At 71.7% G+C, this 23,918-nt stretch carries 23 protein-coding genes; 13 read left to right on the top strand and 10 right to left on the bottom strand.

Annotation, left to right across the window (positions count from 1 at the left end):
• The first annotated feature begins 6 nt into the window (after positions 1-6).
• Together BM424_RS12885 and BM424_RS12880 are read left to right on the top strand one after the other, a co-directional pair.
• Positions 7-741: a maleylpyruvate isomerase N-terminal domain-containing protein gene (locus tag BM424_RS12885; protein ID WP_245775804.1), complete on the top strand. Its 735-nt coding sequence runs from the start codon at positions 7-9 to the stop codon at positions 739-741.
• Positions 742-799: 58 nt separating this feature from the next.
• Positions 800-1,318: a GNAT family N-acetyltransferase gene (locus BM424_RS12880; protein ID WP_093416674.1), complete on the top strand. Its 519-nt coding sequence runs from the start codon at positions 800-802 to the stop codon at positions 1,316-1,318.
• A 3-nt stretch (positions 1,319-1,321) separates the two neighbouring features.
• Here the strand turns inward: BM424_RS12880 and BM424_RS12875 are convergent, their stop codons facing one another.
• Both BM424_RS12875 and BM424_RS29730 read right to left on the bottom strand, forming a co-directional pair.
• The gene (locus BM424_RS12875; RefSeq protein ID WP_093416672.1) at positions 1,322-5,887 is read right to left on the bottom strand and encodes an ATP-dependent helicase; all 4,566 of its coding nucleotides are present in this window, start codon (positions 5,885-5,887) and stop codon (positions 1,322-1,324) included.
• 34 nt (positions 5,888-5,921) lie between these two features.
• Positions 5,922-6,044 carry a hypothetical protein gene (locus tag BM424_RS29730; RefSeq protein ID WP_281248770.1) on the bottom strand — a complete coding sequence of 41 codons (123 nt, stop codon included), beginning with the start codon at positions 6,042-6,044 and terminating at the stop codon, positions 5,922-5,924.
• Positions 6,045-6,081: 37 nt separating this feature from the next.
• Here BM424_RS29730 and BM424_RS12870 point away from each other — a divergent pair, with 37 nt between their 5' ends.
• Positions 6,082-6,276: a DUF3046 domain-containing protein gene (locus BM424_RS12870; protein ID WP_093416669.1), complete on the top strand. Its 195-nt coding sequence runs from the start codon at positions 6,082-6,084 to the stop codon at positions 6,274-6,276.
• A 3-nt stretch (positions 6,277-6,279) separates the two neighbouring features.
• Here BM424_RS12870 and BM424_RS12865 read toward each other — a convergent pair whose 3' ends face one another.
• Positions 6,280-7,026: a DUF4383 domain-containing protein gene (locus BM424_RS12865; RefSeq protein ID WP_093417069.1), complete on the bottom strand. Its 747-nt coding sequence runs from the start codon at positions 7,024-7,026 to the stop codon at positions 6,280-6,282.
• A gap of 277 nt (positions 7,027-7,303) precedes the next feature.
• Here BM424_RS12865 and recA point away from each other — a divergent pair, with 277 nt between their 5' ends.
• The 4 genes from recA to BM424_RS12845 all read left to right on the top strand — a co-directional run bounded on the left by recA (position 7,304) and on the right by BM424_RS12845 (position 10,606).
• Positions 7,304-8,359, top strand: coding sequence for a recombinase RecA (gene recA, locus BM424_RS12860; RefSeq protein WP_093416666.1), 1,056 nt, complete (start codon positions 7,304-7,306; stop codon positions 8,357-8,359).
• Positions 8,360-8,376: 17 nt separating this feature from the next.
• Positions 8,377-9,006, top strand: coding sequence for a regulatory protein RecX (locus BM424_RS12855; protein WP_093416663.1), 630 nt, complete (start codon positions 8,377-8,379; stop codon positions 9,004-9,006).
• Between the two features lie 195 nt (positions 9,007-9,201).
• A complete protein-coding gene (locus tag BM424_RS12850) occupies positions 9,202-9,897 on the top strand; it encodes a hypothetical protein (RefSeq protein ID WP_093416660.1) in 696 nt (231 codons plus the stop codon).
• Between the two features lie 52 nt (positions 9,898-9,949).
• Positions 9,950-10,606, top strand: coding sequence for an HAD family hydrolase (locus BM424_RS12845; protein ID WP_175548060.1), 657 nt, complete (start codon positions 9,950-9,952; stop codon positions 10,604-10,606).
• A gap of 96 nt (positions 10,607-10,702) precedes the next feature.
• Here the strand turns inward: BM424_RS12845 and eda are convergent, their stop codons facing one another.
• Positions 10,703-11,326: a bifunctional 4-hydroxy-2-oxoglutarate aldolase/2-dehydro-3-deoxy-phosphogluconate aldolase gene (gene eda, locus BM424_RS12840; RefSeq protein ID WP_175548080.1), complete on the bottom strand. Its 624-nt coding sequence runs from the start codon at positions 11,324-11,326 to the stop codon at positions 10,703-10,705.
• Between the two features lie 41 nt (positions 11,327-11,367).
• The gene (edd, locus tag BM424_RS12835; protein WP_093416654.1) at positions 11,368-13,212 is read right to left on the bottom strand and encodes a phosphogluconate dehydratase; all 1,845 of its coding nucleotides are present in this window, start codon (positions 13,210-13,212) and stop codon (positions 11,368-11,370) included.
• A gap of 179 nt (positions 13,213-13,391) precedes the next feature.
• Between edd and BM424_RS12830 the strand changes: the two genes are divergently transcribed.
• Entirely contained in the window at positions 13,392-13,985 is a 594-nt protein-coding gene (locus BM424_RS12830) for a substrate-binding periplasmic protein (protein ID WP_175548059.1), read from the top strand.
• Positions 13,986-14,041: 56 nt separating this feature from the next.
• On the opposite strand, the gene BM424_RS12825 is transcribed toward BM424_RS12830, so the two are convergent.
• From BM424_RS12825 to BM424_RS12810, 4 genes are all read right to left on the bottom strand, one after another.
• The gene (locus BM424_RS12825) at positions 14,042-14,914 is read right to left on the bottom strand and encodes an amino acid ABC transporter permease (RefSeq protein WP_093416648.1); all 873 of its coding nucleotides are present in this window, start codon (positions 14,912-14,914) and stop codon (positions 14,042-14,044) included.
• The gene (locus BM424_RS12820) at positions 14,911-15,561 is read right to left on the bottom strand and encodes an amino acid ABC transporter permease (protein WP_093416645.1); all 651 of its coding nucleotides are present in this window, start codon (positions 15,559-15,561) and stop codon (positions 14,911-14,913) included. Before BM424_RS12820 ends, BM424_RS12825 begins: the two co-directional genes overlap by 4 nt.
• Positions 15,562-15,644: 83 nt before the next feature.
• Positions 15,645-16,520 (bottom strand): glutamate ABC transporter substrate-binding protein, encoded by an 876-nt coding sequence (locus BM424_RS12815; protein WP_245775803.1) that lies wholly within the window; start codon positions 16,518-16,520, stop codon positions 15,645-15,647.
• A gap of 67 nt (positions 16,521-16,587) precedes the next feature.
• Entirely contained in the window at positions 16,588-17,316 is a 729-nt protein-coding gene (locus tag BM424_RS12810) for an amino acid ABC transporter ATP-binding protein (RefSeq protein WP_175548079.1), read from the bottom strand.
• Between the two features lie 278 nt (positions 17,317-17,594).
• Between BM424_RS12810 and miaB the strand changes: the two genes are divergently transcribed.
• The gene (gene miaB / locus BM424_RS12805; protein WP_093416637.1) at positions 17,595-19,079 is read left to right on the top strand and encodes a tRNA (N6-isopentenyl adenosine(37)-C2)-methylthiotransferase MiaB; all 1,485 of its coding nucleotides are present in this window, start codon (positions 17,595-17,597) and stop codon (positions 19,077-19,079) included.
• Positions 19,076-19,519, top strand: a complete 444-nt coding sequence (locus BM424_RS12800; RefSeq protein WP_245775802.1) for an Rv2732c family membrane protein — start codon at positions 19,076-19,078, stop codon at positions 19,517-19,519. The genes miaB and BM424_RS12800 overlap by 4 nt, the downstream gene beginning before the upstream one ends.
• Positions 19,520-19,576: 57 nt before the next feature.
• Here the strand turns inward: BM424_RS12800 and BM424_RS12795 are convergent, their stop codons facing one another.
• The gene (locus BM424_RS12795) at positions 19,577-20,902 is read right to left on the bottom strand and encodes a DUF349 domain-containing protein (protein WP_093416632.1); all 1,326 of its coding nucleotides are present in this window, start codon (positions 20,900-20,902) and stop codon (positions 19,577-19,579) included.
• Between the two features lie 332 nt (positions 20,903-21,234).
• Between BM424_RS12795 and BM424_RS12790 the strand changes: the two genes are divergently transcribed.
• Genes BM424_RS12790 through dapF form a run of 3 tightly spaced genes read left to right on the top strand, consistent with a single transcriptional unit; the run spans position 21,235 to position 23,738 of the window.
• Positions 21,235-21,945: a class III extradiol ring-cleavage dioxygenase family protein gene (locus BM424_RS12790; RefSeq protein ID WP_093416628.1), complete on the top strand. Its 711-nt coding sequence runs from the start codon at positions 21,235-21,237 to the stop codon at positions 21,943-21,945.
• 29 nt (positions 21,946-21,974) lie between these two features.
• On the top strand, positions 21,975-22,886 hold the full coding sequence (gene miaA, locus BM424_RS12785; protein ID WP_093416625.1) for a tRNA (adenosine(37)-N6)-dimethylallyltransferase MiaA: 912 nt from the start codon (positions 21,975-21,977) through the stop codon (positions 22,884-22,886).
• A 9-nt stretch (positions 22,887-22,895) separates the two neighbouring features.
• Positions 22,896-23,738, top strand: coding sequence for a diaminopimelate epimerase (dapF, locus tag BM424_RS12780; RefSeq protein WP_093416623.1), 843 nt, complete (start codon positions 22,896-22,898; stop codon positions 23,736-23,738).
• Positions 23,739-23,918 lie beyond the last annotated feature (180 nt).

Raw genomic sequence — 23,918 nt, 5'->3', positions numbered from 1 at the left:
GAACGCATGCTCGACCAACTGGGGATCGAGGCGCAGCTGCTGACCGCCGCGACGCATGACGCGCACGTCGACGCGCCGGTGTTCAGCGCGTCCGGGCGCACCGTCGGCCAGACGGTCCGGCATCTCGGCGACCTGTGCGAGGACGTGCTGTCCTGGCTCGGTTCGCCGGAAGCGCACCGGCGCTGGGACCTCCCGCGCGAGCCCGACCTGCGGGAGCTGACCAACCGGTTCGCGGTGCGGATGGCCGACCTGCTCGCCGAGTTCGTCACCCGACCACCGCACGACCCGTGCCCGACCTGGTGGCCCGAGCAGCACACCGCGGCCTTCTGGGTGCGCCGGATGCTGCACGCCACCACCGCGCACCGGGTAGACGTGCAGACGGCGGCCGGGATCGAGCGCACGCCGATCGACCCGGAGGTCGCCACCGACGGCGTCGACGAGGTGCTGCGGGTCTTCTTCGGCTACCGGCTGCACTCGCTGCAGATCACCGCGACGCGGCCCTGCTCGGTGGGCGTGCACGTGCCCGGCCGGAACTGGTTGATCACCGCCGACCCGAGCGGCGCCGCGGTCACCAGCTCGCAGGACGTGGCGACCACGACGCCGGACGCGGTCGTCGGCGGCGATCCCAGCGCCGTCTACCTGTGGATGTGGGGCAGGCTGCCCAACCGCGCCGTCGAGACCAGCGGAGACCCCGACGCCATCGCCCAGCTCTGGGGCCTGCTCCAACTGGCCACCCGATGACCGCCCTCCGCCGCGAAATTCGGTTGCCCGGAACGAGAGGGAGACCCATCGTGGGCGGATGCTGATCCGCCGCGAGCTCGCCGCCGACCTCACCGGGATTCGCCGGGTCCACGCCGAGGCGTTCGCCGACGCCGCGAAGCCGCAGACCCTCCCGGTCGAGGTGGGGCTGGTCGACACCCTGCGCGCGAGCGCGGCGTGGCTGCCGGAACTGTCGCTGGTCGCCGAGCGCGACGGCGAGGTCCTCGGGCACGTCGTGTGCAGCCGGGCGCACGTCGGAGACGCACCGGTGCTCGCGCTCGGCCCGCTCGGCGTGCTCCCGGACGCGCAGCGCACGGGCGTCGGGTCCGCGCTGATGCACGCCGTCCTCGGCGCCGCCGACGCCCTCGGCGAACCGCTCGTCGGCCTGCTCGGGCACCCCGACTACTACCCGAGGTTCGGTTTCGAACCGGCCGCGAAGCACGGCATCACGCCACCGGTGCCCGAGTGGGCCCCGCACTTCCAGGTCCGCGCGCTGACCGCCCACGACGCGTCCGCGCGCGGCGAATTCGTCTACGCAGCACCGTTCCTGGAGCTGTAGGTCTCACGCCCGCAGGCGCAGGCCCTTCGGCGTGGCCCGGAACCCCGCCTCGGTGAGGACCTCGGCCAGCTTCGAGCCCCAGGCGCCCTCGCCGTCGGCGCGCTCCACCGCGAGCTGGTCCAGCCAGCCCTCCCGCACCACCCGGGCCAGCCCGGCCGCGGCCTCCCGCAGCGCGGACTCGTCCTCGGTGAACGACAGCAGCGACTTGCCGCCGCGCTCGACGTAGAACACGGCCTCGCCACCGACCAGCACCACCAGCGCGCCCGCCTTGCGGCCGGGCCGGTGCCGGGTCTCGCCCATCGCGGCGGGCCAGTCGAGCGCGCCGCCGTAGGGCTGGGCCGGATCGGCGGCGGCCAGCACCACCGCCTCGCCGCCCGACTCGTCGTCACCGGCGAGCGACCGCAGCCGGTCGATGGCGCCCGGCACCGCGAACTGCGCGGCACCCAATCCCTCGATCACGTAGCCGCGACGGCAGCGCCCGGACTCCTCCATCGCCCGAAGAACCTTGTACACGGCGGAGAAACCACCCGTCACCCGCTCGACGTCGAGCGCACCCCGGGTCAGCACCCCGTGCCGCTCCAGGAACGCCTCGGCGCGCGCGTGCGCGCGACGCGTCGGTTCGGCGGCCGGCCGCGGCGCCAGCGACCAGCGCCCCGACACCGTCGGCGGCCCGCTGCGCGGCGGCATCGACGGACGCCCCGCCCGCAGTCGCGCGTACCGGCCGCGCGGCGCGCTCCGGCGCGGCTTGTGCGCGGCACCCCGGCCGGAGACCAGGGCCCGCAGCGGGGCCAGCGTGTCGTTGGTGACCGTCCCGGCCCACACCAGGTCCCACAGCGCGGCCGTGACCGCGTCGTCGGCCGGAGCGCTCTCCTCCTGCTCCAGCAGCAGCGCCCCCGCCCGGTCGGCCAGCTGCCGGAAGAACAGCGCGCCGCCCTCCAACGACGACACCACGGCGCGGTGCAGCGGCGAATCCGGTGGCTCCTCGGGAAGATCCGGCAGCAGCAGGTCCGCCACGTCGGTGGGCGCCAGCGCGATCCACCCGTCACCACCGGCCAGCGACCCCGAGCCCACCCAGCTCACCTCACCGGTGGCGGTCAGCTCGTCCAGCAGCGCGGGGGAGTAGCCGGGTAGCCGCGCGGGCAGCACCAGCGACTCCAGCGCGCTCGCCGGAACCGGCACCCCGGCCAGCTGCTCGACCACCGCGTACACGTCGTCGACGGTCGGAGCCGTCCGCAACCGGGCGCCGATGCCGTGCCACACCGGCAGGAACCGGCCCAGCGCAGCGGGTTCCACCGGTTCGACCTCGGCGCGCAGCCGGGCCAGCGACGCCCGCCGCAACCGGCGCAGCACCTCCGCGTCGCAGTACTCCAGCGCACCGCCGCCACCGGACTCCAGCGGGCGCAGCTCGCCGCGCACCAGACGTCCGGAACCGCTGAGCCGGTCCAGCACGCCGTGCACCACCGCCACGCCGAGCCCGAACCGCTGGGCGGCGGCCTCGGCGGTGAACGGGCCGCGGCACCGCGCGTAGCGGATCAGCAGGTCGCCCAACGGGTCGGCGACCGGTTCGGTGAACGCCTCGGGCACGCCCACCGGCAGCGCGACGCCGAGCGCGTCGCGCACCTTGCCGGCGTCCTCGATCGGGATCCAGCGCTGCTCCCCGGCCATCCGGACCTGCAGCACGCGGCGCTGCGCGGCCAGCTCCTCCAGCCATTCCGGCCGCACACCGCGCTTCTCGGCCTCCGATGTGGACAGATCGCCCAGGAAGTGCAGCAAGTCGACCGCGCCTTCGGCGTCCCGCGGGTGGCGGTCCGGGTCGAGGCGCTGCAACTGCTGCTCGATCTCCTCCAGCGACTCCGGATCCAGCAGTTCGCGCAGGGCTTCGGAACCCAGCAGCTCGGCGAGCAGCGTCGAGTCCAGGCTCAGTGCCGCCGACCGGCGCTCGGCCAGCGGAGCGTCGGTCTCGTAGAGGAACATGCCGATGTAGCCGAACAGCAGGCTGCGCGCGAACGGCGACGGCGTCGGCGTCTCCACCTCCACCACGCGCACCTTGCGGGCCGCCACCTGCTGCATCAGCTCGGTCAGCCCCGGCACGTCGTAGACGTCCTGGAGGCATTCCCGCATCGCCTCCAGCACGATCGGGAACTGCTCGTACTGCGCGGCCACGGCCAGCAGCTGCGCCGACCGCTGCCGCTGCTGCCACAGCGGGGTGCGGCGGCGCGGATCGCGGCGCGGCAGCAGCAGCGCGCGGGCCGCGCACTCCCGGAACCGGGCGGCGAACAGCGCCGACCCGCCGACCTCGTCGGTGACCAGCTGCTGCGCTTCTCCGGGCGGCAGCAGCACGTCCTCGGCGGTGGGCAGCACCTCGGCCCCGGACTCGTCGATCGCGTCGGCCAGCCGGATCACGATGCCGTCGTCGGACGAGGCGATCTGCGGTTCGACGCCCCGCCGCTCCCGGATCCGCGCGCCGACGGCCAGCGCCCACGGGCCGTTGACCTGGGCGCCGAAGGGGGAGTGCACCACCATCCGCCAGTCGCCCAGCTCGTCGCGGAACCGCTCGACCACGATCGTCCGGTCGTCGGGCACGTGCCGCGTGGCCCGCCGCTGCTCGTCCAGGTAGGACAGCAGGTTGTCGCAGGCCCACTCGTCCAGCCCGGCGGCGGTGATGCGGTCCCGCGCGGTCTGCGCGTCGGCGCCGGTCAGCTCGCGGACGAAGGCGCCCAGGGCGCGGCCGAGCTCCAGCGGGCGGCCCGGCTGGTCGCCGCGCCAGAACGGCATCCGCCCCGGCTGGCCCGGCGCGGGCGTGACCACGACTCGGTCGTGCGTGATGTCCTCGACCCGCCACGCGCTGGTGCCCAGCAGGAACGTGTCGCCGACGCGGGACTCGTAGACCATCTCCTCGTCGAGCTCGCCGACCCGCACACCGCCGCGGCCGGCTTCCTCGTCCCCCGGCGTGGTCACGGTGAACAGACCTCGGTCGGGGATGGTGCCGCCGGAGGTCACGGCGAGCCGCTGCGCCCCCGGCCGGGCGCGCAGCTCGTCGTTGACCCGGTCCCACACGATCCGCGCGCGCAGCTCCCCGAACTCCTCGCTGGGGTAGCGCCCGGCCAGCATGTCCAGCACGGCGTGCAGCGCCGAATCCGGCAGGCCCGCGTAGGGCGCCGACCGGCGGAGCAGGGCGGCGAGCTCGCTGACCGGCCAGTCGTCCATCGCCGTCATCGCCACGATCTGCTGGGCCAGCACGTCCAGCGGGTTGCGCGGGTAGGCGATCGACTCGATGAGCCCGTCGGCCATCCGCTCCGACACCACCGCGCACCCGACCAGATCACCCCGGAACTTCGGGAACACCACGCCGCGCGACACCGCGCCCACCTGGTGGCCGCCGCGGCCGATGCGCTGCAGCCCGGACGCCACCGTCGGCGGCGTCTCGACCTGGATCACCAGGTCCACCGCGCCCATGTCGATGCCCAGCTCCAGCGACGAGGTGGCCACCACGCACGGCAGGGTCCCGGACTTGAGTTCCTCCTCGACGACGGCGCGCTGCTCCTTCGACATCGACCCGTGGTGCGCCTTGGCCACCACCGCCGGGGCTCCCGCGCCGACCCCGGAGCCGCCGATCGCCTCGGCGGGGAAGCGGGACATCGGCTCCGGCTGCTCGGCGGCGAGCTCGTTGATGCCCGCCGTGAGCCGCTCGGCGAGCCGCCGGGAGTTGCTGAAGACGATGGTCGAGCGGTGCTGCCGGATCAGCTCCAGGACGCGTTCCTGCACCGACGGCCAGATGGAAATGTGCTGGTCGGGCGCCTGATCGCCGTCGTCGCCGGACGTCGCGCCGAGCTCGGCCATGTCCGGCACCGGCACCTCCACCCGGACCTCGACCTCCTTGGGGTGGGCGGGCTGCACGGTGCGCACCGGCCGGCCTCCGGCGAGGTAGGTGCTGACCTCCTCGACCGGGCGCACGGTCGCCGACAGGCCGATGCGCTGGGCGGGACGTTCCAGCAGCGCGTCGAGCCGCTCCAGCGACAGCGCCAGGTGCGCGCCGCGCTTGGTCCCGGCCACGGCGTGCACCTCGTCGACGATCACCGTCTCCACCCCGGCCAGCGACTCGCGCGCCGCCGAGGTCAGCAGCAGGAACAGCGACTCGGGGGTGGTGACCAGCACGTCCGGCGGCTTGCGCGCGAAGGATCTCCGCTGGTCGGCGGGGGTGTCGCCGGTGCGGATGCCGACCTGGACGTCCGGCGGCTCGCCGCCCAGGCGCTGGGTGGCCTGCCGAATCCCGGCCAGCGGCGCGCGCAGGTTGCGCTCCACGTCGACGGCCAGGGCCTTCAGCGGCGACACGTAGAGGACCCGGCAGCGCTTCTTCGGGTCGGCGGGCACGTCCTCGGCGGCGAGCCGGTCGAGCGCGGACAGGAACGCGGCGAGCGTCTTGCCGGAGCCGGTCGGCGCCACCACCAGGGCGTGCTCGCCCGCCGCGATGGCCTCCCACGCGCCCCGCTGAGCCTCGGTGGGCGCGTCGAAGGCCCCGCGGAACCAGTCGCGGGTCGCCGCGGAGAACCCCTCCAGCACGTCGTTCACGTCCCCATGCTGGACCACACCACCGACAGGCGGCCTAGCGGCGGTTCTGCCAGAAGAAGCGGATGGCCAGGACGATCACCGCGATCAGGGTCGCGGCGATCACGAGCTTGCCCAGGGGTGTGGACATGCCGGTCGGGTCGGCCTGCAGGAGCAGCACACCACCAGGCTACGGGCGAGACGTAGGCTGGTCGACGATGCGCCACACCGCTTTCCGCCAACGCATGGCCGAGGAGTTCGGCCGGGTCAGGTCCGAGATGCTCGCCCAGGACCACGTCTTCTCGTCCTTGGGCGGGCGCACCGTCGACCAGGCCTTGGAGGCCGGCTGCACGACCAAGGAGGTCTGGGCGGCGGTCTGCGAGGCCTTCGAGGTCCCGCCCGAGCGGCGCTGACCCTCAGCTCGCGGGGCTGGGCTTCTCCGGTTCCTTCTCGTCCTGGAAGTCGGCCCAGGGGTTCTGGGCGCTGATCTCCTGCTCGTCGGTGCGGCCGGACTCGCGGTAGTGCTCGTAGGCCCGGCGCCGCTCCTGGCGCAGGTGCTTCATCCGCTCGGCGGCGACCCGTCGCTGCTGCTCGGGGGTGGCGTGCCCCTCGGCGACGGCCATCTCGTCGTTGCACAGCGGTTCCAGCTCGGAGATCCGCCGCTCGTCAGCGAGCACCGAGCGGGGGTCCTCCTGCACCGGCGGTTCGTGGTGCCGGTAGCGCACGTAGGGGTTGTCCTGCGGCAGTCCGCCGCTGACCCGGCCGTAGAAGCCGAAGAACATCAGCACCAGGCCCGCGATGAAGCTGAACACCACGTTCTGCATCTCGAAGGCGAAGATGTTCCACGACGTGCTGATCAGGCCCAGGTTGACCAGCCCGGACAGGAAGAACAGCACCCCGATGACGGCCGTGGTGGTGGAGGAGACGGCCCCGCCCCAGGCGGCCGCGGCGACCAGGACCGCGCCGACGACGATCGAGACGACGGCGAGCAGGCCGTTGCTGGACAGGCCCAGCACGTCGATGCCGTCGGTGGTGAACAGCGGCACCCGGTTGGCCAGCCCGAGCACGCCGAAGGCCATCAGGCACGCGCCGAAGACGGCGGCGGCGACCCGGTAGAAGCGGTTCAGCGGGTGCTCCGGCGGAAGGTAGCGATCCATGCGCATGGTGAGCACCTCCTGGAATAACTCGAGGTCGTTCCGAGTGTGCTCGCGCGATTCGCTGATCGCATCATCACACGACCAGGTGATTCGACCGGCGTGTCGGTGCGATGCTCGAACATCCGTTCGCTTAGTATGGGTGCCACGGGACCGGGAGCGCCCGCAAACCCCGCGAGCCGGATTGTCGGTCCCAGCCCGTAGCGTCTGAAACGACGTGAACGACTCGCCCGCACTGGAGAGTCGCCGAAGACCCGACTCGAAGACTTCACCGAGGTGGACCCCGATGGCAGCAGCGACACCGGACAAGGGCAAGGCGCTGGAGCTGGCGCTCGCCCAGATCGACAAGCAGTTCGGCAAGGGATCGGTCATGCGGCTCGGCGACGACTCGCGGCCGCCGGTCGAGGTCATCCCGACCGGTTCCATCTCGCTCGACGTCGCGCTGGGCATCGGCGGCCTGCCGCGCGGCCGGATCGTGGAGGTCTACGGCCCGGAGAGCAGCGGTAAGACCTCGGTCGCGCTGCACGCCGTGGCCAACGCCCAGAAGCTCGGCGGCACGGCGGCCTTCGTCGACGCCGAGCACGCGCTGGACCCGGAGTACGCCAAGGCCATCGGTGTCGACACCGACGCGCTGCTGGTGTCCCAGCCCGACACCGGTGAGCAGGCGCTGGAGATCGCGGACATGCTGATCCGCTCCGGCGCGCTGGACATCATCGTCATCGACTCGGTGGCCGCGCTCGTGCCGCGAGCCGAGATCGAGGGCGAGATGGGCGACAGCCACGTGGGTCTGCAGGCCCGGCTGATGAGCCAGGCGCTGCGCAAGCTCACCTCCGCGCTGTACAACGCCAAGACCACCGCGATCTTCATCAACCAGCTCCGCGAGAAGGTCGGCGTCATGTTCGGCTCCCCGGAGACCACCACCGGTGGTAAGGCGCTGAAGTTCTACTCGTCGGTGCGACTGGACGTGCGCCGGATCGAGACGCTCAAGGACGGTTCCGACGCGGTCGGCAACCGGACCCGCGTGAAGATCGTCAAGAACAAGGTCGCGCCGCCGTTCAAGCAGGCCGAGTTCGACATCATCTACGGCGTCGGCATCAGCCGCGAGGGCTCGCTGATCGACATGGGCGTCGAGCAGGGCATCATCCGCAAGTCCGGCGCCTGGTACACCTACGAGGGCGACCAGCTGGGCCAGGGCAAGGAGAACGCCCGCAAGTTCATGCGCGAGAACCCCGACGTGGCCAACGAGATCGAGAAGCGGATCAAGGAGAAGCTCGGCATCGGCGCCACCCTCGACGCCGAGAACTCCGAGGCCGCGGCCGAACCCGCCCCGGTCGAGTTCTGATCCGCGCCTTGGCACGGATGAACGACGAAGGACAGCGCCGGGGGAGCGGTCGTCGCACCCCCGGCGCCGGACCTCGGGACGCCTCGCCGGACGGGGTTTCCCCGGACGGGGCCGCTCCGGGGCGGGAGAAGCCGCCGCGCAAGCCGGACGATTCCGCGGCCCAGGCTCGCGACGTGGTGTACCGGTTGCTGGCCAGCCGGGCGCGCAGCCGTCTCGAACTGCGGCAGGCCTTGCTGCGCAAGGACATCGACGAGGAGATCGCCGATGCCGTGCTGCAGAAGTTCGTCGACGCCGGCTTGGTCGACGACGCCTCCTTCGCCGAGGAGTGGGTCAACCAGCGCCAGCGCTCGCAGGGCTTGGGGCGCAAGGCGCTGGGTTTCGAGCTGCGTCGCAAGGGCATCGACGAGCACCTGGTGGAGTCCGCTCTGTCCACGGTGGACAGCGATGCGGAGGCCGAGCGGGCCCGCGAGCTCGTGCAGCGCAAGCTGCGCGGCATGGGTTCGGTCGAGCACACCGCGAAGATGCGCCGCTTGGTCGGCATGCTCGCCCGCAAGGGCTACTCCGAAGGTCTGGCCTACCGGATCGTCAAGGAGGAGATCGAGAACGCCGGCGACCCCGCGGCGGACTCGGACCTCGACCTGCCCTGACCCGGTCCCGGCCCGGACCCGTGTCCGGCTGATGCGTTCCGGCTGACTCGATTCCGGGGCGCTGGAACGGTTCTGGGCCGTTGGGGTGAAGCCGGACGAATCCCGCGATCAGGGCGGATCGGTCTTCCTAGGCTGCTGCGTCAGCGCGGACCGGCGCAGCGGACGTCGGCGCGCTCGACGGACTGGGGGACACCAGTGGGTCAAGCCGCGAGCACCCGGAACCCGTACTTACCGCCGCCCAAGCCGAAGTTCGGTGTCCTGGCGATCGCGGCGCTGCTGCTCGGCGCCCTGGCGCTGTGCGGATCGGTCCTGCCCATCAGCGCCGTCGCGACGGTGGCGGTCGCGCTCCTCGGCCTGGTGGTGGCCGTGATCGCGCTGGTCGGGGACCGGAAGGTCCTCGCCTCGATCGGTGCGGTGCTGTGCGTGGCGGCACTGGTGCTCTCGGGTGCGGCGGTCGTCGACCGCTTCGCCGGGAACCGGACGCCGAGCCCGGCGGCTCCCGCCCCACCGGTCCGGTTGCCGTTCGGCGAGCGGCACACCTGGCCCGACGGCCGGACGATCAGCGTCCTGCCGCCGGTCCCGTACGTCGAGACCAGCGAGTTCTCCCGCCCTCCCGAGGGCATGCGGCACGTCCAGTTCGCCGTCGCGGTGCACAACGGCGGTCCGGACGCCTACCACGTCGTGACCGCCACGATCACCGTCACCCATCGCGGACGCGTCGCCAAGCAGCACTTTGGCGCGGGCGACCCGGTCCCGGTCGCGCAGCTGTCACCGGGCGGCGACATCGCCTACGACGTGGTCTTCGAGATCAGCAGCGAGCCCGGTGAGCTGCAGGTCGAGGTGCAACCGGCCTACTCCCAGGAACCGGTGCGGTTCACCGGAGTTCTCTGACCGTGGGACGCGGGTACCAGAAAGTCGGTGGTGCGTCGTAGGGTCCGTGGTCATGACCAAGTCGAGCCCCCAGCACATCGTGTGGGACTGGAACGGAACGCTCCTCGACGACAACCACGCCGTGGTGTCCGCGGTCAACGAGGTGTGCACGGCCTTCGACCGCGAGCACATCGACATCGACGAGTGGCGCTCGCTGTACGAGCGGCCGCTGTCGAAGTGCTACGAGCAGCTGCTGCGCCGCGAGCTGGACGACCAGGACTGGGCGCGCATCGACGTGCTCTACCACGACAACTACCGCGGGCTCCTCGACACGTGCGGCATGGCCGAAGGGGTCCCGCACGCCTTGGACGACTGGGCCGCGGCGGGTGGCTCGCAGTCGCTGCTGTCGATGTGGTTCCACGACGAGCTGGTCGACCTCGTCACCGCCAGGGGACTGCACGAGCGCTTCGCCCGGATGGACGGCCTGCGCAGCTCGATCGGCGGCGGTTCGAAGGCCGCGCACCTGCGCGAACACCTGCGGGCCCAGCAGCTGGACCCGGCCGAGGTGGTCCTCATCGGTGACGTCCTCGACGACGCCCACGCCGCCGACGAGGCGGGCGCCCGCTGCGTCCTCGTCACCACCGGGGTCATGGACCGCGCCAAGCTGGAGACCGCCGGCCACCCGGTCGTCGACTCCATCCCCCAAGCCCTCGCCCTCCTCACCCCGTGACGAAAACCCCGGTTTTCACGCGACGAATGCGGCAGTTTTCGACGCGATGAAAACCGGGGTTTTCGACGAGGGCACCTGCTCGGGAGCGGGTGCCGGTCAGCGGAGGGCGGCGGCTTCGGCGGCCAGCTGCTCGATCCGGGCCCAGTCGCCCGCGGCGAGCAGGTCCTTCGGCGCGAGCCAGGAACCGCCGACGCAGCCGACGTTGGGCAGCGCCAGGTAGTCCGGGGCGGTCGCCGGGCTGATTCCGCCGGTCGGGCAGAACCGCAGCTGCGGCAGCGGACCGGCGATGCCCTTGAGGAACGGCACGCCGCCGCTGGGCTCGGCGGGGAAGAACTTCATCGCGCTCGCCCCGCGCTCGGCCAGCCGCATCGCCTCCGACACCGTTCCCGCACCCGCCAGGTACGGCACGCCGGAGGCGTCCAGGTCGTCCAGCAGCCGGTCGGTCGTGCCCGGCGTGACCAGGTAGCGGGCACCGGCGTCGGCGGCCTGCTTGGCCTGCCCGATCTCGGTGATGGTGCCGGCCCCGGCGACCATGTCGGGAACCTCGGCGGCGATCCGCTCGATCGCGGGGAGCCCGGCCGGGGTGCGCAGGGTGACCTCGATGGTCCGGATCCCGCCGCGCAGCAGCGCTTCGGCCAGCGGAACGGCGTGCTCGACGTCGTCGAGAGCCACGACCGGCACCACGGGAGCCAGGTCGAACACGTCGGCTGCGGTGTTCATCTTCGATTCCAATCGCGTCAGGGCGGTGGTTCCGCCGCTGGTCATGCTCGCACCTGGTCGGTTCGCGGCTGCGCCTGCCCGAACACGCTCGCGCCCTGGTCGGCGCGGCCGACGGCCTGGCGGAACGCGGCGAACAGCTCGCGCCCGGTGCCGAACGGAGCGGGGTTCGCACCCGCTGCGGGCTGCCGGGCGGCGAGCTCGTCGTCGGGCACGAGGGCTTCCAGCGTGCCGCGGTCGGCGTCGAGCCGGAGCACGTCGCCGTCCTGGATCCGCGCCAGCGGTCCGCCCGCGGTGGCCTCCGGGGTGAGCTGGATGGCGGCCGGGATCTTGCCGGAGGCGCCCGACATGCGGCCGTCGGTGACCAGCGCGACCTGGTGGCCGCGATCCATCAGCACCCCCAGGGCGGGGGTGAGCCCGTGCAGCTCGGGCATGCCGTTGGCCTGCGGGCCCTGGTTGCGGATGACCACGACGACGTCGTGGTCGATCTCCCCGGCGGAGAAGGCCGCGCTGAAGGCGTGCTGGTCGTCGAAGACCCGCGCCGGTGCGGTCACGGCGCGGTGCTCGGCGGCCACCGCCGACACCTTGATCACCGCGCGGCCGAGGTTGCCCTCCAGCACCCGGAGGCCGCCGTCGGGCGCGAACGGTTCGTCGACGCCGCGCAGCACCTCGGTGTCGAGGCTCTTCGCGGGCGCGTCCCGCCACACCAGCTCGCCGTCGTCGAGGAACGGCTGCTGCCGGTAGCGGTCGAGGCCGGGGCCCGCGACGGTGCGCACGTCGGCGTGCAGCAGGCCCGCGTCGAGCAGCTCACCGACCAGCGTCTGCACGCCGCCCGCCGCCGCGAAGTGGTTGATGTCGGCCGAACCGTTCGGGTAGACCTTGCCCAGCGACGGCACGACCGCCGACAGGTCGGAGAAGTCGTCCCAGGTCAGCTCGATCCCCGCGGCGGCGGCGATGGCCGGCAGGTGCAGCGTGTGGTTGGTGGAGCCGCCGGTGGCCAGCAGCGCGACGACCCCGTTGACGATCGCCTTCTCGTCGAGGACTTCGCCGATCGGCGTGCGCTGCTCGTCCTGGCCGAGCCGCACGACCTGCCGCCCGGCCTCCTCGGTCAGCGCCTTGCGCAGCGGGGTGCCCGGCGGCACGAAGCTCGACCCGGGCAGGTGCAGGCCCATGACCTCGACGACCAGCTGGTTGGAGTTGGCGGTTCCGTAGAACGTGCAGGTGCCGGGGGAGTGGTAGGAGGCGGACTCGGCCTCCAGCAGGTCCTCCCGGGTGGCCTTGCCCTCGGCGAACAGCTGCCGGATGCGGCTCTTCTCCCGGTTCGGCAGCCCGGACGGCATCGGCCCGGCGGGCACCAGCAGCGTCGGCAGGTGCCCGAAGGACAGCGCCCCGATCAGCAGGCCAGGCACGATCTTGTCGCACACCCCGAGCAGCAGCGCCCCGTCGAACATCTCGTGGGACAGCGCGACGCCGGTGGCCATCGCGATCACGTCGCGGGAGAACAGCGACAGCTCCATGCCGGTGCGGCCCTGCGTGATGCCGTCGCACATCGCGGGCACGCCACCGGCGAACTGCGCGACGCCGCCCGCCTCGCGGACGGAGTCCTTCAGCCACGCCGGGAACTCGGCGTAGGGCTGGTGCGCGGAGAGCATGTCGTTGTAGGCCGACACGATCGCCACCCCGGGCTTGCGCGCGCCGCGGATGGCGAGCCGGTCCGATCCGCTGCAGGCGGCGAAGCCGTGCGCGAGGTTGCTGCAGGGCAGTTCGGCGCGGACGGGGCCTTCCGCGGCTGCGGCGGTGATGCGGTCGAGGTAGGCGGAGCGGGTCTGCGCACTGCGTTCTGCGATGCGGCGAGTGACCTGATCCACGACGGGATGCAGCGGCGCCATGATCGCCTCCGAGGTTGAGCTGGACAAACGGGCGACGACGTTGGCGCCACATGGCGCCGGTCACACTAGTGGGTGTGGCCTGGATTTCACAATCGATCCAGTAGAGGGGAATGCGTTCCCGCAGGCCACGGCGGGTGCGCGATCATGGTCGGCGACGCCCCGATGGTGAAGGAGTGGTTGTGAGGATTCGCCTGCTCTCAGTGGCGGCGCTGGCCGTCGTTCTGGCCGGATGCGGGCACGCGGAACCCGCCGCGCCACCACCCGCTCCGCCCGTCCAGCAGCCTCCGGCCCCCGCGCCGGACCCCGCCGCGGGAAGCGACGTGGAGCTGGGCAGCTCGCCGACGCTGACGGCGATCAAGCAGCGCAAGAAGCTGATGGTGGGGGTGCGCGCCGACCAGCCCGCGTTCGTCACCCGCGACCCGGCGGGCGGGTACCGGGGCTTCGACGCCGACCTCGCCCGCGACCTGGCCCAGCGGATGGGCCTCAACCCCGACACCCAGGTGCAGTTCCGCCGCCTGCCCCCGACGCTGCTGCGCGACGCGGTCGGCGCGGGCAACGTCGACGTCCTGCTCGGCGGCACCGCCGACGTCCCGCAGCTCACCCAGATCCCCTACGCGGTCACCGACACCGAGCGGAACCTGGTCATCAAGTCCGACGACCCCAAGCTCGCCGACGAGCTCCGGGGAATGCTCCAGGCCGCGGTCGCCGACGGCACCTGGCAACGCCTCGCCGACGCGAACCTGACACCCCAGGGCATCTCGGCCCGGCCATGACGAAGCGGGGCGCCTCCCACGCGGTGTGGGAGGCGCCCCGCTTCATCGGGTGGAGCTCACACCCGGGCGGTCTCGGCGCCCTCGGCGGCCTCGACCTTGCCCAGCTTGCCCTTGCGGCCCTGGCTGAGGCGGCGCTCGGTGTAGGTCGCCAGCCTGCTCAACGCGTAGTTGATCAGGATGAAGATCGCGCCGACCACGACGTAGGTCTGGATCGGGTTGCTCAGGTTCTGGATGATCACCTGCGCCTCCCGGACCACGTCGACGTAGGCGACGATGAAGCCCAGCGAGGTGTCCTTGACGATCACCACGAGCTGGCTGATCAGCGCGGGCAGCATCGCCCGGAACGCCTGCGGCAGCAGCACCGAGCTCAGCACCTGACCCCGGCGCAGTCCGATCGCGTAGGCCGCCTCGCTCTGCCCCTTGGGCAGCGCCAGGATCCCGGCGCGCACGATCTCGGCGATGATCACCGAGTTGTACGCGGTCAGGCCGATCACCAGGAACCACATCGGCGGCAGGTCCAGGCCGACCGAGGGCAGCACCCGGAAGGCGAAGAAGACCATGATCACGACCGGGATGCCGCGCAGCAGCTCGACCACGCCGACCACCAGCCAGCGGTACCAGGGCGCGCTCACGACCCGGGTGATCGCCAGCAGCGTGCCGATGACCAGCGAGAACGCCATCGCCAGCGCGGCCGCGGTGAGCGTGCCCAGCAGGCCGGTGCCCAGCAGGCCCCACAGCGCGGTGAACGTGCCGTTGGTCGGGTCCAGCAGCGGACCCCACTTCTCGGCGGTCAGCTGCCCCTGCGTGCCCAGCGTGTAGAGCACCCAGCCGACGACCGCGAGCAGCAGCAGGCCGACGACCGCGCTGGCCACCAGCGAGCGGCGCTTGGCCTGCGGTCCGGGGGCTTCGTAGAGAACCGAGTTGGTCATCGCGCGATCGCCACCTTCCGCTCCAGGTATCCCAGCAGCAGGCCGGCCGGGATGGTGAGCACCAGGTAGAACAGCACCACGCCGAGCAGCACCGGCAGCGCGGCCAGGCCGCGCGCCGAGGTCAGCGTGTCGCCGACCGAGAACAGGTCGCCGCCGACGCCGAAGGCACCGACCAGCGCCGAGTTCTTGATCATCGCGATGATCACGTTGCCCAGCGGGGGCACCACGGTGCGCACCGCCTGCGGCAGCACGACCAGCGACAGCGACTGGCCGAAGGTCAGGCCCACCGCCCTGGCGGCCTCGGCCTGACCGGGCGGGACGGCGTTGATCCCGCTGCGGATCGCCTCGCACACGAACGCCGAGGTGTACAGCGCCAGGCCGATCGTGCCGAACCAGAAGTAGGAGCCGTTGATCCCCAGCTCCGGCAGCCCGAAGGCCATGAAGAACAGCACCACGGTCAGCGGGCAGTTGCGCAGCACGGTGACCCAGCTGGTCCCGGCCGCCCGCAGCGGCGGCAGCGGGGAGACCCGGAAACCGGCCGCGATGGTGCCGATGACCAGCGCGAGCAGACCCGCCAGCAGGCAGATCTCCAAGGTGCGCACGAGGCCGCTCAGGTACAGCGGCAGGTTGTCGATGATGACTTGCACAGATTCCACTCCGGCCGAAGAGATGGGGCCCAAGAGATGAGGGTGCCGACCCGATCGGGCGGCACCCTCATTCCGCGATCAGGTCAGCTGCAGGGGTCGGGCTGCGGCAGGTTCGGCGTCTGCGGCGACACCTTCCCGGCCGTGGCCTGCCAGGCCTTCGCGTAGGTGCCGTCCTGGCCGGCCTGCGCGAGGGTCTTGTCGATGAACTCGCAGAACTTCGTGTCGCCCTTCTTGATGCCGATGCCGTAGGGCTCCTCGGTGAAGGGCTTCTGCACGAGCTTGAACTGGCCGCCGCTCTTCTCGACCAGGCCCATCAGGATCACGTTGTCCGTGGTCACGGCCTGGACCTGGCCGGTGCGCAGCGCGTCGGCGCACTTGGAGTAGACGTCGAAGAGCACCAGGTTCTGCGGGTCGACGTACTCCTTGATCTTCTCGGCCGGGGTCGAGCCGGTCACCGAGCAGACCTTCGCGCCGGTGGGCCGCAGCGTCTCCGGACCGGTGATCCGGGAGTCGTCGGACTTGACCATGATGTCCTGACCGGCGGTGTAGTACGGCCCGGCGAAGCTGATCCGCTGCTTGCGCGAGTCGTTGATGGTGTAGGTCGCCACCACCATGTCGACCCGGCCCTGCTCGATGATCTCCTCGCGGGTCTTGCTCGGCGCCTCGACCCACTGGATCTTGTCGGCCGGGATGCCCAGCTTGGCCGCGACCAGCTTGGCCATCTCGACGTCGAAGCCCTGCGGCTTGCCCTCGAGGTCGTTCAGGCCGAACAGCGGCTGGTCGATCTTGGTGCCGATCCGGATGGTGCCCGCCTGCTTGAGGTTGGCCATCGTGGTGCCGGGCTCGAACTGGGCGTTCTGGTCGACCGGGATCTCCGGAGCGCCACCGCCGCCGGCGAGCTGGTTCTCACCGCCCCCGCCGCAGGCGGACAACGCCAGGGCCAGCGATGCCGTCAGCACCGTGACCAGACGAAACCTCTTGCCTCGCATCTGCTTAACGCCTCTCTGTGCAGTGGGTGGTGACACTTCAGTGGGTGAGGATCTTGCCGAGGAAGTCCTTGGCCCGGTCGCTCTTCGGCTCTCCGAAGAACTTCTCGGGCTCGGCGTCCTCGACGACCTCGCCATCGGCCATGAACAGGACGCGGTGCGCGGCGCGGCGGGCGAAACCCATCTCGTGCGTGACGACGACCATCGTCATGCCCTCGTCGGCCAGGCCGGTCATCACGTCGAGCACCTCGTTGACCATCTCCGGGTCCAGCGCGGAGGTCGGCTCGTCGAAGAGCATCACCTTCGGCTTCATGGCCAGCGCCCGGGCGATCGCCGCCCGCTGCTGCTGACCGCCGGAGAGCTGCGCCGGGTACTTGTCGGCCTGGTCGGCGATGCCCACGCGCTCCAGCAGCTTCGTGGCCTCGCGCTTGGCCTCGTCCCGGTTCTGCCCGCGCACCTTGATCGGCCCGAGCGTGACGTTGTCCAGGATCGTCTTGTGCGCGAAGAGGTTGAACTGCTGGAAGACCATGCCGACGTCGGCGCGCAGCTCGGCCAGGGCACGTCCCTCGGCGGGCAGCGGCACGCCGTCGATCTCGATCGAACCGGAGTCGATCGGTTCGAGCCGGTTGATGGCGCGGCACAGCGTCGACTTGCCGGAGCCGGAGGGACCCAGCACGACGACGACCTGGCCCCTGGGCACCTCGAGGTCGATCGACCGCAGCACGTGCAGTGAGCCGAAGAACTTGTCGACCGCGGACATCCGGATCATCGGAGCGTCCGTGGGGGCTGCGGTCATTCAGTGCTCCCGAATGCGTCGTATGTGGATTTCGTTGGCCGAAACTTAAGCCTGCCGCGTGGCCGGAGTCCAGTGGTTGGGATCGATACGTTGTTTCAACTCAGTTACGCAATGCAGTTGTGGTTGTCGACGTAACGGCTTAACCGGAACATCTTCGTCGCTCTCCGTAGTTGGTTGGTGTGTCCCGGTGCCGCTCCATCATCGGTCCGGGCGGGTGAATCGGCGATCTGACCAGGCGCTACCGTGGAACGGTGAGCACGAAGACGTACGAGATCCGCACTTTCGGCTGCCAGATGAACGTGCACGACTCCGAGCGGCTCGCGGGCATGCTGGAGGACGCCGGATACGTGCGGGCCGCCGGCGGCGGGGAGACGCCCGCCGACGTGGTCGTGTTCAACACCTGCGCGGTGCGCGAGAACGCCGACAACCGGCTCTACGGCACGCTCGGCCACATGCGTCCGCAGAAGGACATCAACCCCGACATGCAGATCGCCGTCGGGGGCTGCCTCGCGCAGAAGGACCGCGACACCATCGTCAAGAAGGCGCCCTGGGTCGACGTCGTCTTCGGCACCCACAACCTCGGTTCGCTGCCGACGCTGCTGGAACGCGCGCGGCACAACCAGGAGGCCGAGGTCGAGATCCTGGAGTCGCTGGACGTCTTCCCGTCCACGCTGCCCGCCCGGCGCGACTCCGCCTACTCCGGCTGGGTCTCGGTGTCGGTCGGCTGCAACAACACCTGCACCTTCTGCATCGTGCCGTCGCTGCGCGGCAAGGAGAAGGACCGCCGTCCCGGCGAGATCCTCTCCGAGGTCGAGGCGCTGGTCTCCGAGGGCGTGCTCGAGGTGACCCTGCTGGGCCAGAACGTCAACGCCTACGGCGTGGAGTTCGGGGACCGCTTCGCCTTCGGCAAGCTGCTGCGCTCCTGCGGTGAGATCGACGGCCTGGAGCGGGTTCGCTTCACCTCGCCGCACCCGCGCGACTTCACCGACGACGTCATCGAGGCGATGGCCGAGACGCCCAACGTCTGCCCGCAGCTGCACATGCCGCTGCAGTCCGGCTCGGACCGGATCCTCAAGGCGATGCGCCGCTCCTACCGCAGCGAGCGCTTCCTCGACATCGTCGGCAAGGTCCGCCAGGCCATGCCGGAGGCGGCCATCACCACCGACATCATCGTCGGGTTCCCGGGGGAGACCGAGGAGGACTTCGAGGCCACGATGGACGTCGTGCGCCGCGCCCGGTTCTCCAGCGCCTTCACCTTCCAGTACTCCAAGCGCCCGGGCACCCCCGCCGCCGACATGCCCGACCAGCTGCCCAAGGAGGTCGTCCAGCAGCGCTACGACCGGCTGGTCGCGCTGCAGAACGAGATCTCCTGGGACGAGAACAAGAAGATCGTCGGCCGCGAGGTCGAGCTGCTGGTCGCCGAGGGGGAGGGGCGCAAGGACGCCGAGACCCACCGGCTCACCGGCCGCGCCCGCGACGGCCGCCTGGTGCACTTCACGCCCACCGGCGCCCTCGACGGCGAGATCCGCCCCGGCGATCTCGTGCGCACCACGATCACCCGCGCCGCCCCGCACCACCTGGTCGCCGACACCGAGATCACCGGCCACCGCCGGACCCGCGCCGGCGACCACTGGGAAGAGGGCGTGCGGCCCAAGACCTCCGGGGTCAGCCTCGGGTTGCCCTCCATCGGCGCCCCGGCCCCGCAGCCGGCGGCCCAGCAGGGATGTGCGTGTTGAGCGAGGAACAGGACGTCAAACCCCGCATCGCGGTGCTGCGGCGCTTCGACCCGGGCCCCAAGGCCCTGATCATCGCCATGGTGATGCTCGTGCTGGTGGTGAGCGCGCTGCTGCCGTGGGCCGGTGACAGCGCGGGCTGGCAGGTGCTGGCCGGGCAGACCGACCCGGAGCTGAAGGTCGGCCTGCTGCCGCGGCTGTTCGCGATCAACTCCACCATCATCGGACTCGGCTTCGGAGCCCTGGCGCTGATCACCCGCTTCTGGGGAGCGGCGTTCGTGGCCGGTCTCGCCGGTGTGGTGGTCACCTTCGAGGGCATGATCGCGATCTGGTCGCGGCAGACCAGCGGCACCGAGGGCCCGGGCGTCGGCCTGCTCCTCGCGGTCGCGTGCATGCTGGTCCTGGCCGTCCAGTGGATGCGCATCGTCTGGTCCCGCGACTGAGACCTCGCGCGAACGAGCCCCGCACCGGATCAGGTGCGGGGCTCGTTCGCGTTGTGATCAGCGGCTCGCGATGGCCTGCTCCGCGGCGTGCAGCCACTCGCGCCACTGCGCGGCCTGCTCGTCGGCCTTCTTCGCCTGGCGCTCGTCGCCCTTGGCCCGGGCCTTCTCGGCCTGCGCCTCGAACTGCTCCACGCGGCCCCGGAACTGGTCGACGCGGGCCTGGGCCTCCGGGTCGGTGCGACGCCACTGGGCGTCGGCGGCGTCGTGGACCTTGTCCGCCACCGCGCGCAGCCGTCCCTCCAGCTCGCGCATCCGCTCGCGCGGCACCTTGCCGATCTCGTCCCAGCGCTCCTGCAACCGCTGCAGCTGCGACTGCGCCGCCTTCAGATCCGCCGACGGATCGATCTGCTCGGCCTCGACCAGCAGCTCCTCCTTCAGCTTCGCGTTGGCGGCGTACTCGGCGTCGCGCTCGGAGAACGCCGCCGAACGACGGCTGAAGAACCGGTCCTGGGCGGCGCGGAAGCGCTGCCACAGCGCCTCGTCGGTGTCCTTGGGTGCGCGCCCCGCGGCCTTCCACTCCTGCATCAGCTGCTTGTAGCGGTTGGCCGTCTCGCCCCAGTCGCTGGACTCGGTCAGCGACTCGGCCTCCTCGACCAGCTCCTGCTTGTGCGCCTTCGAGGCCGCGCGCTGGCGGTCCAGCTCGGCGAAGTGCGAACCGCGACGGCGGCTGAAGGCATCGCGGGCCTTGGAGAACCGCCGCCACAGCTGCTCGTCGGTCTTGCGGTCGACGCCGCGGACCTTCTTCCACTCCTCGAGGATCTGCCGCAGCCGGTCGCCCGCCGACTTCCAGTGCGTCGACTCGTGCGCGATCTCCTCGGCCTCGGCGACCAGCGCCTCCTTGCGGGCGATGGCCTCCGCGCGGGCGCGCTCCTTCTCGTGCTTGGCGCCCTCGACGGCTTCCTCGGCCCGGGCCACCAGGTGCTCCAGGCGCGCCGCCAGCGCGGTGAGATCACCGATCACGGCCGCGTCGGGAAGCGCCTCCTGCAGGTGCTTCGCGCTGGTCAGCGTGTGCTTCGGGTCCCCGGCGTGGGTGCCCAGCCGGGTCTCCAGCAGCTCGACCTCGGTGACCATGTCGTCGAACTTGCGGGCGTAGAGGGCCAGGCCTTCGGCCGCATCACCGGCTTGCCAGGAACCGATCGCCCGCTCGCCGTCGGCGGTGCTCACGTACACCGTGCCGTCGGCGTCCACCCGTCCCCACTTGGTCGGGTCCGAGGAGGCTTTCGGTACTGCGGGCGCGACCGCGGGTGACCCGGTGCTGCTGCTGGTCGAGTCCGCGACCGCCTTGCTGGCGACCGACTCGGGGGTCGTGTCCTGGTGCGTCATGGCCGGCTTCCTCCTTGCGTGCCCGCTCCGATGCCCGTGTCCGGCACGGGCGCCCCGCATCGGCGGGGCCCAGCAAGCGTTAGCCCGAACCGTCGGATGGTCCGGCTTCCGCTGGCGCATTCAAACAGGTCAGCAGCCGATCCGGTACTCCGCGCCCGAATCAGTGCCCGGCCGAAACCTCGCGACGTCGTGACCTGCACGGCTTCATTGTCATCGGAGGACCACCCGGCGGCAGCGAGCAGGGTGCCGATGCCGCGCATCGGACCGTCTCGCCGCCCACCGCGGCCACCCGCTCCAGCCAACTCGACCGTGACCTCTTAACGTGCACGGATGTGATCACCCGCGTCGCCGTCGTGCCGTACCCGCCGCTGCTGGTTCCCGCCCTGACCGTGCGGGCCGATGCCGAAACCGAGCGGTTGCGGGGCGCCTGTTTGCGCGCCGTGTCCAGTCTGGCGGATTCGAGCGCCGAATGGGTGGCCGTTGGCGTAGATCCATCCGGCCCGATCCGATTCAGTTCGAACACCGCGGGCACCTTCGCCGCCTACGGACGGGACGTGCGCGTCTCGCTCGGAGATGCCACGCCCGGAGATGGGGTCGAACCCGACCCGGACCTGCCGCTGCCCGCTCTCATCGCGGGCCTGCTGCGCGAGCAGGCGGGAGCCCGGGCCGTCGACGTGCGGCTGCTGGCCCCCGGCACCCCGGCCGAGCAGTGCCGCGACCTGGGCGCCGAGCTCGCCGGAGCCGACACCGCGCTGCTGGTCCTGGCCGAGGGCAGCAACTGCTCCGACGAGCGCTCCCCGCACCGGCCCGACCACCGGGCGGCCCCGCTCGACGACCTGCTGGCCACCGCGCTTGCCGGCGTCGACGCCCAGGCCCTGATGGAGCTGGACCCCGCGCTGTGCGCCGAGGTCGGGGTGCCTCGCGAGGCCCTGCAGGTGCTACCGGGAGTGGTCGCCGACGGCACCTGGAGGGGTGAACTGCTCTACTCGGGCACCCCGTTCGGGGTGACCTACGAGGTCGCCACCTGGACCAGGGCCGACTGAGGCGCCGGGCGAGCTCTTAAGGTTCTGGTGTGTCCCCGCTCCCGCACCCCGTCGCCGTCGTCGGCCCCACCGCGACCGGCAAGTCCGACCTGGCAGTAGCGCTCGCCGAACGCCTCGACGGCGAGGTGATCAACGCCGACGCGATGCAGCTCTACCGAGGCATGGACATCGGCACCGCCAAGCTCACCGCCGAGGAACGACGCGGCATCCCGCACCACCAGCTCGACGTCCTCGACGTCACCGAGACCGCCTCCGTCGCGGCCTACCAGCGCGCCGCCCGCGCCGACGTGGAGGACGTCCTCGCGCGCGGCCGCACCCCGATCCTCGTCGGCGGCTCCGGGCTCTACGTGCAGGCCATCGTCGACGACCTGTCCTTCCCCGGGACCGACCCGCAGGTGCGCCAGAAGTACGAGGACGAGCTGGCCCGGCTGGGACCGGTCGCGCTGCACCGCAGGCTCGCCGAGCTCGACCCCGCCGCCGCGACGGCCATCCTGACCAGCAACGGACGGCGCATCGTGCGCGCGCTGGAGGTCATCGAGATCACCGGACGGCCGTTCTCGGCGAACCTGCCCACGCCCGGCCCCGCCCGCTACGGCACCGTGCTGATCGGCCTGGACCGCCCCGCCGAGGACCTCGACGACCGCGTCGACGAGCGCGTGACCCGCATGTTCGACGCGGGCCTGGCCGACGAGGTGCGCCACCTGGAGGAGCAGGGCCTGCGGCACGGCCGCACCGCCTCCCGCGCGCTGGGCTACCAGCAGGTGCTCGCCGAGTTCGACGGAGCGGGCGACATGACCGCCGCGGCCGCCGAGACCGCGCGGCTGACCCGCCGGTTCGTGCGGCGGCAGCGGTCCTGGTTCCGCCGCGACGACCGCATCCGCTGGTTCGACGCCGCCGAGGCCTCCCTTGCCGACGATGTCCTTGCCCTGGTGAATCCGTAGACTGGCCACGTGCACGCCTTCGCAGGACCCGAGTACATCAAGGGCCACGGGACGCAGAACGACTTCGTCATCCTCCCCGACCCGGACGGTGAGCTGGAGCTCACCGAGCACCGGGTGCGCGCGCTGTGCGACCGGCAGCGCGGCCTGGGAGCCGACGGCGTGCTGCGCGTGATCCGCGCGGCCAACCTGCCCGACGCCCCCGCGGACGTCGCCGGTGACGTGTGGTTCATGGACTACCGCAACGCCGACGGCTCCATCGCCGAGATGTGCGGCAACGGGGTGCGGGTCTTCGCCCGGTACCTCGTCGAGTCCGGCCTCGCCGAACCCGGCGAGCTGCCGGTCGGCACCCGCGCGGGCATCCGGCCGGTGCGCACGCACGACGACGGCCGGGTGACCGTCGAGATGGGGCAGGCCAAGATCTTCGGCGAGTCCGACACCGCCGTGTCCGGCCAGGTGTTCTCCGGGGTCGCCGTCGACGTCGGCAATCCCCACCTGGCGTGCGTCGGCGACCACGACCTCGACGCGCTCGACCTCGAGACCGCCCCGCCGCACGACGAGCACCTGTTCCCGGACGGCGTGAACGTCGAGTTCGTCCGGCCGCTGGGCGGCGACGAGGTGCGCATGCGGGTGCACGAGCGCGGCGTGGGCGAGACCCGCTCCTGCGGCACCGGCACCGTCGCCGCGACCGCCGCGGCCCTGCACGCGGCGGGTCAGATGACCGGGCGCCGGATCGTGTACGTCCCCGGCGGCACCGTCGAGGTCGAGATCACCGCCGACGGCTCGACCCTCACCGGACCGGCCGTCCTCGTCGGCGGCGGACGGCTCGACGCCGGATGGTGGCAGAACCCGTGACGACTCCCGCACCGACCGCTCCTCCGAACGCGCAGGTCAGAGCCTCGCGAGCGGGTGCGGACCAGCGCTGCGCATGAAAATGGGTCGCGCAGCGTGGGACAATGACCCTGAGATGAGAGATTCCTTGACCGCATCCCCAGAGCTCGACCAGGACGCAGGACTCGACCAGGACCCGGCGTG

Source organism: Saccharopolyspora flava (assembly GCF_900116135.1).
GTDB classification, from domain to species: Bacteria; Actinomycetota; Actinomycetes; order Mycobacteriales; family Pseudonocardiaceae; genus Saccharopolyspora; species Saccharopolyspora flava.
The sequence above is the reverse complement of the archived record's forward strand: the minus strand, read 5'-3'. Positions and strand labels throughout refer to the sequence as shown.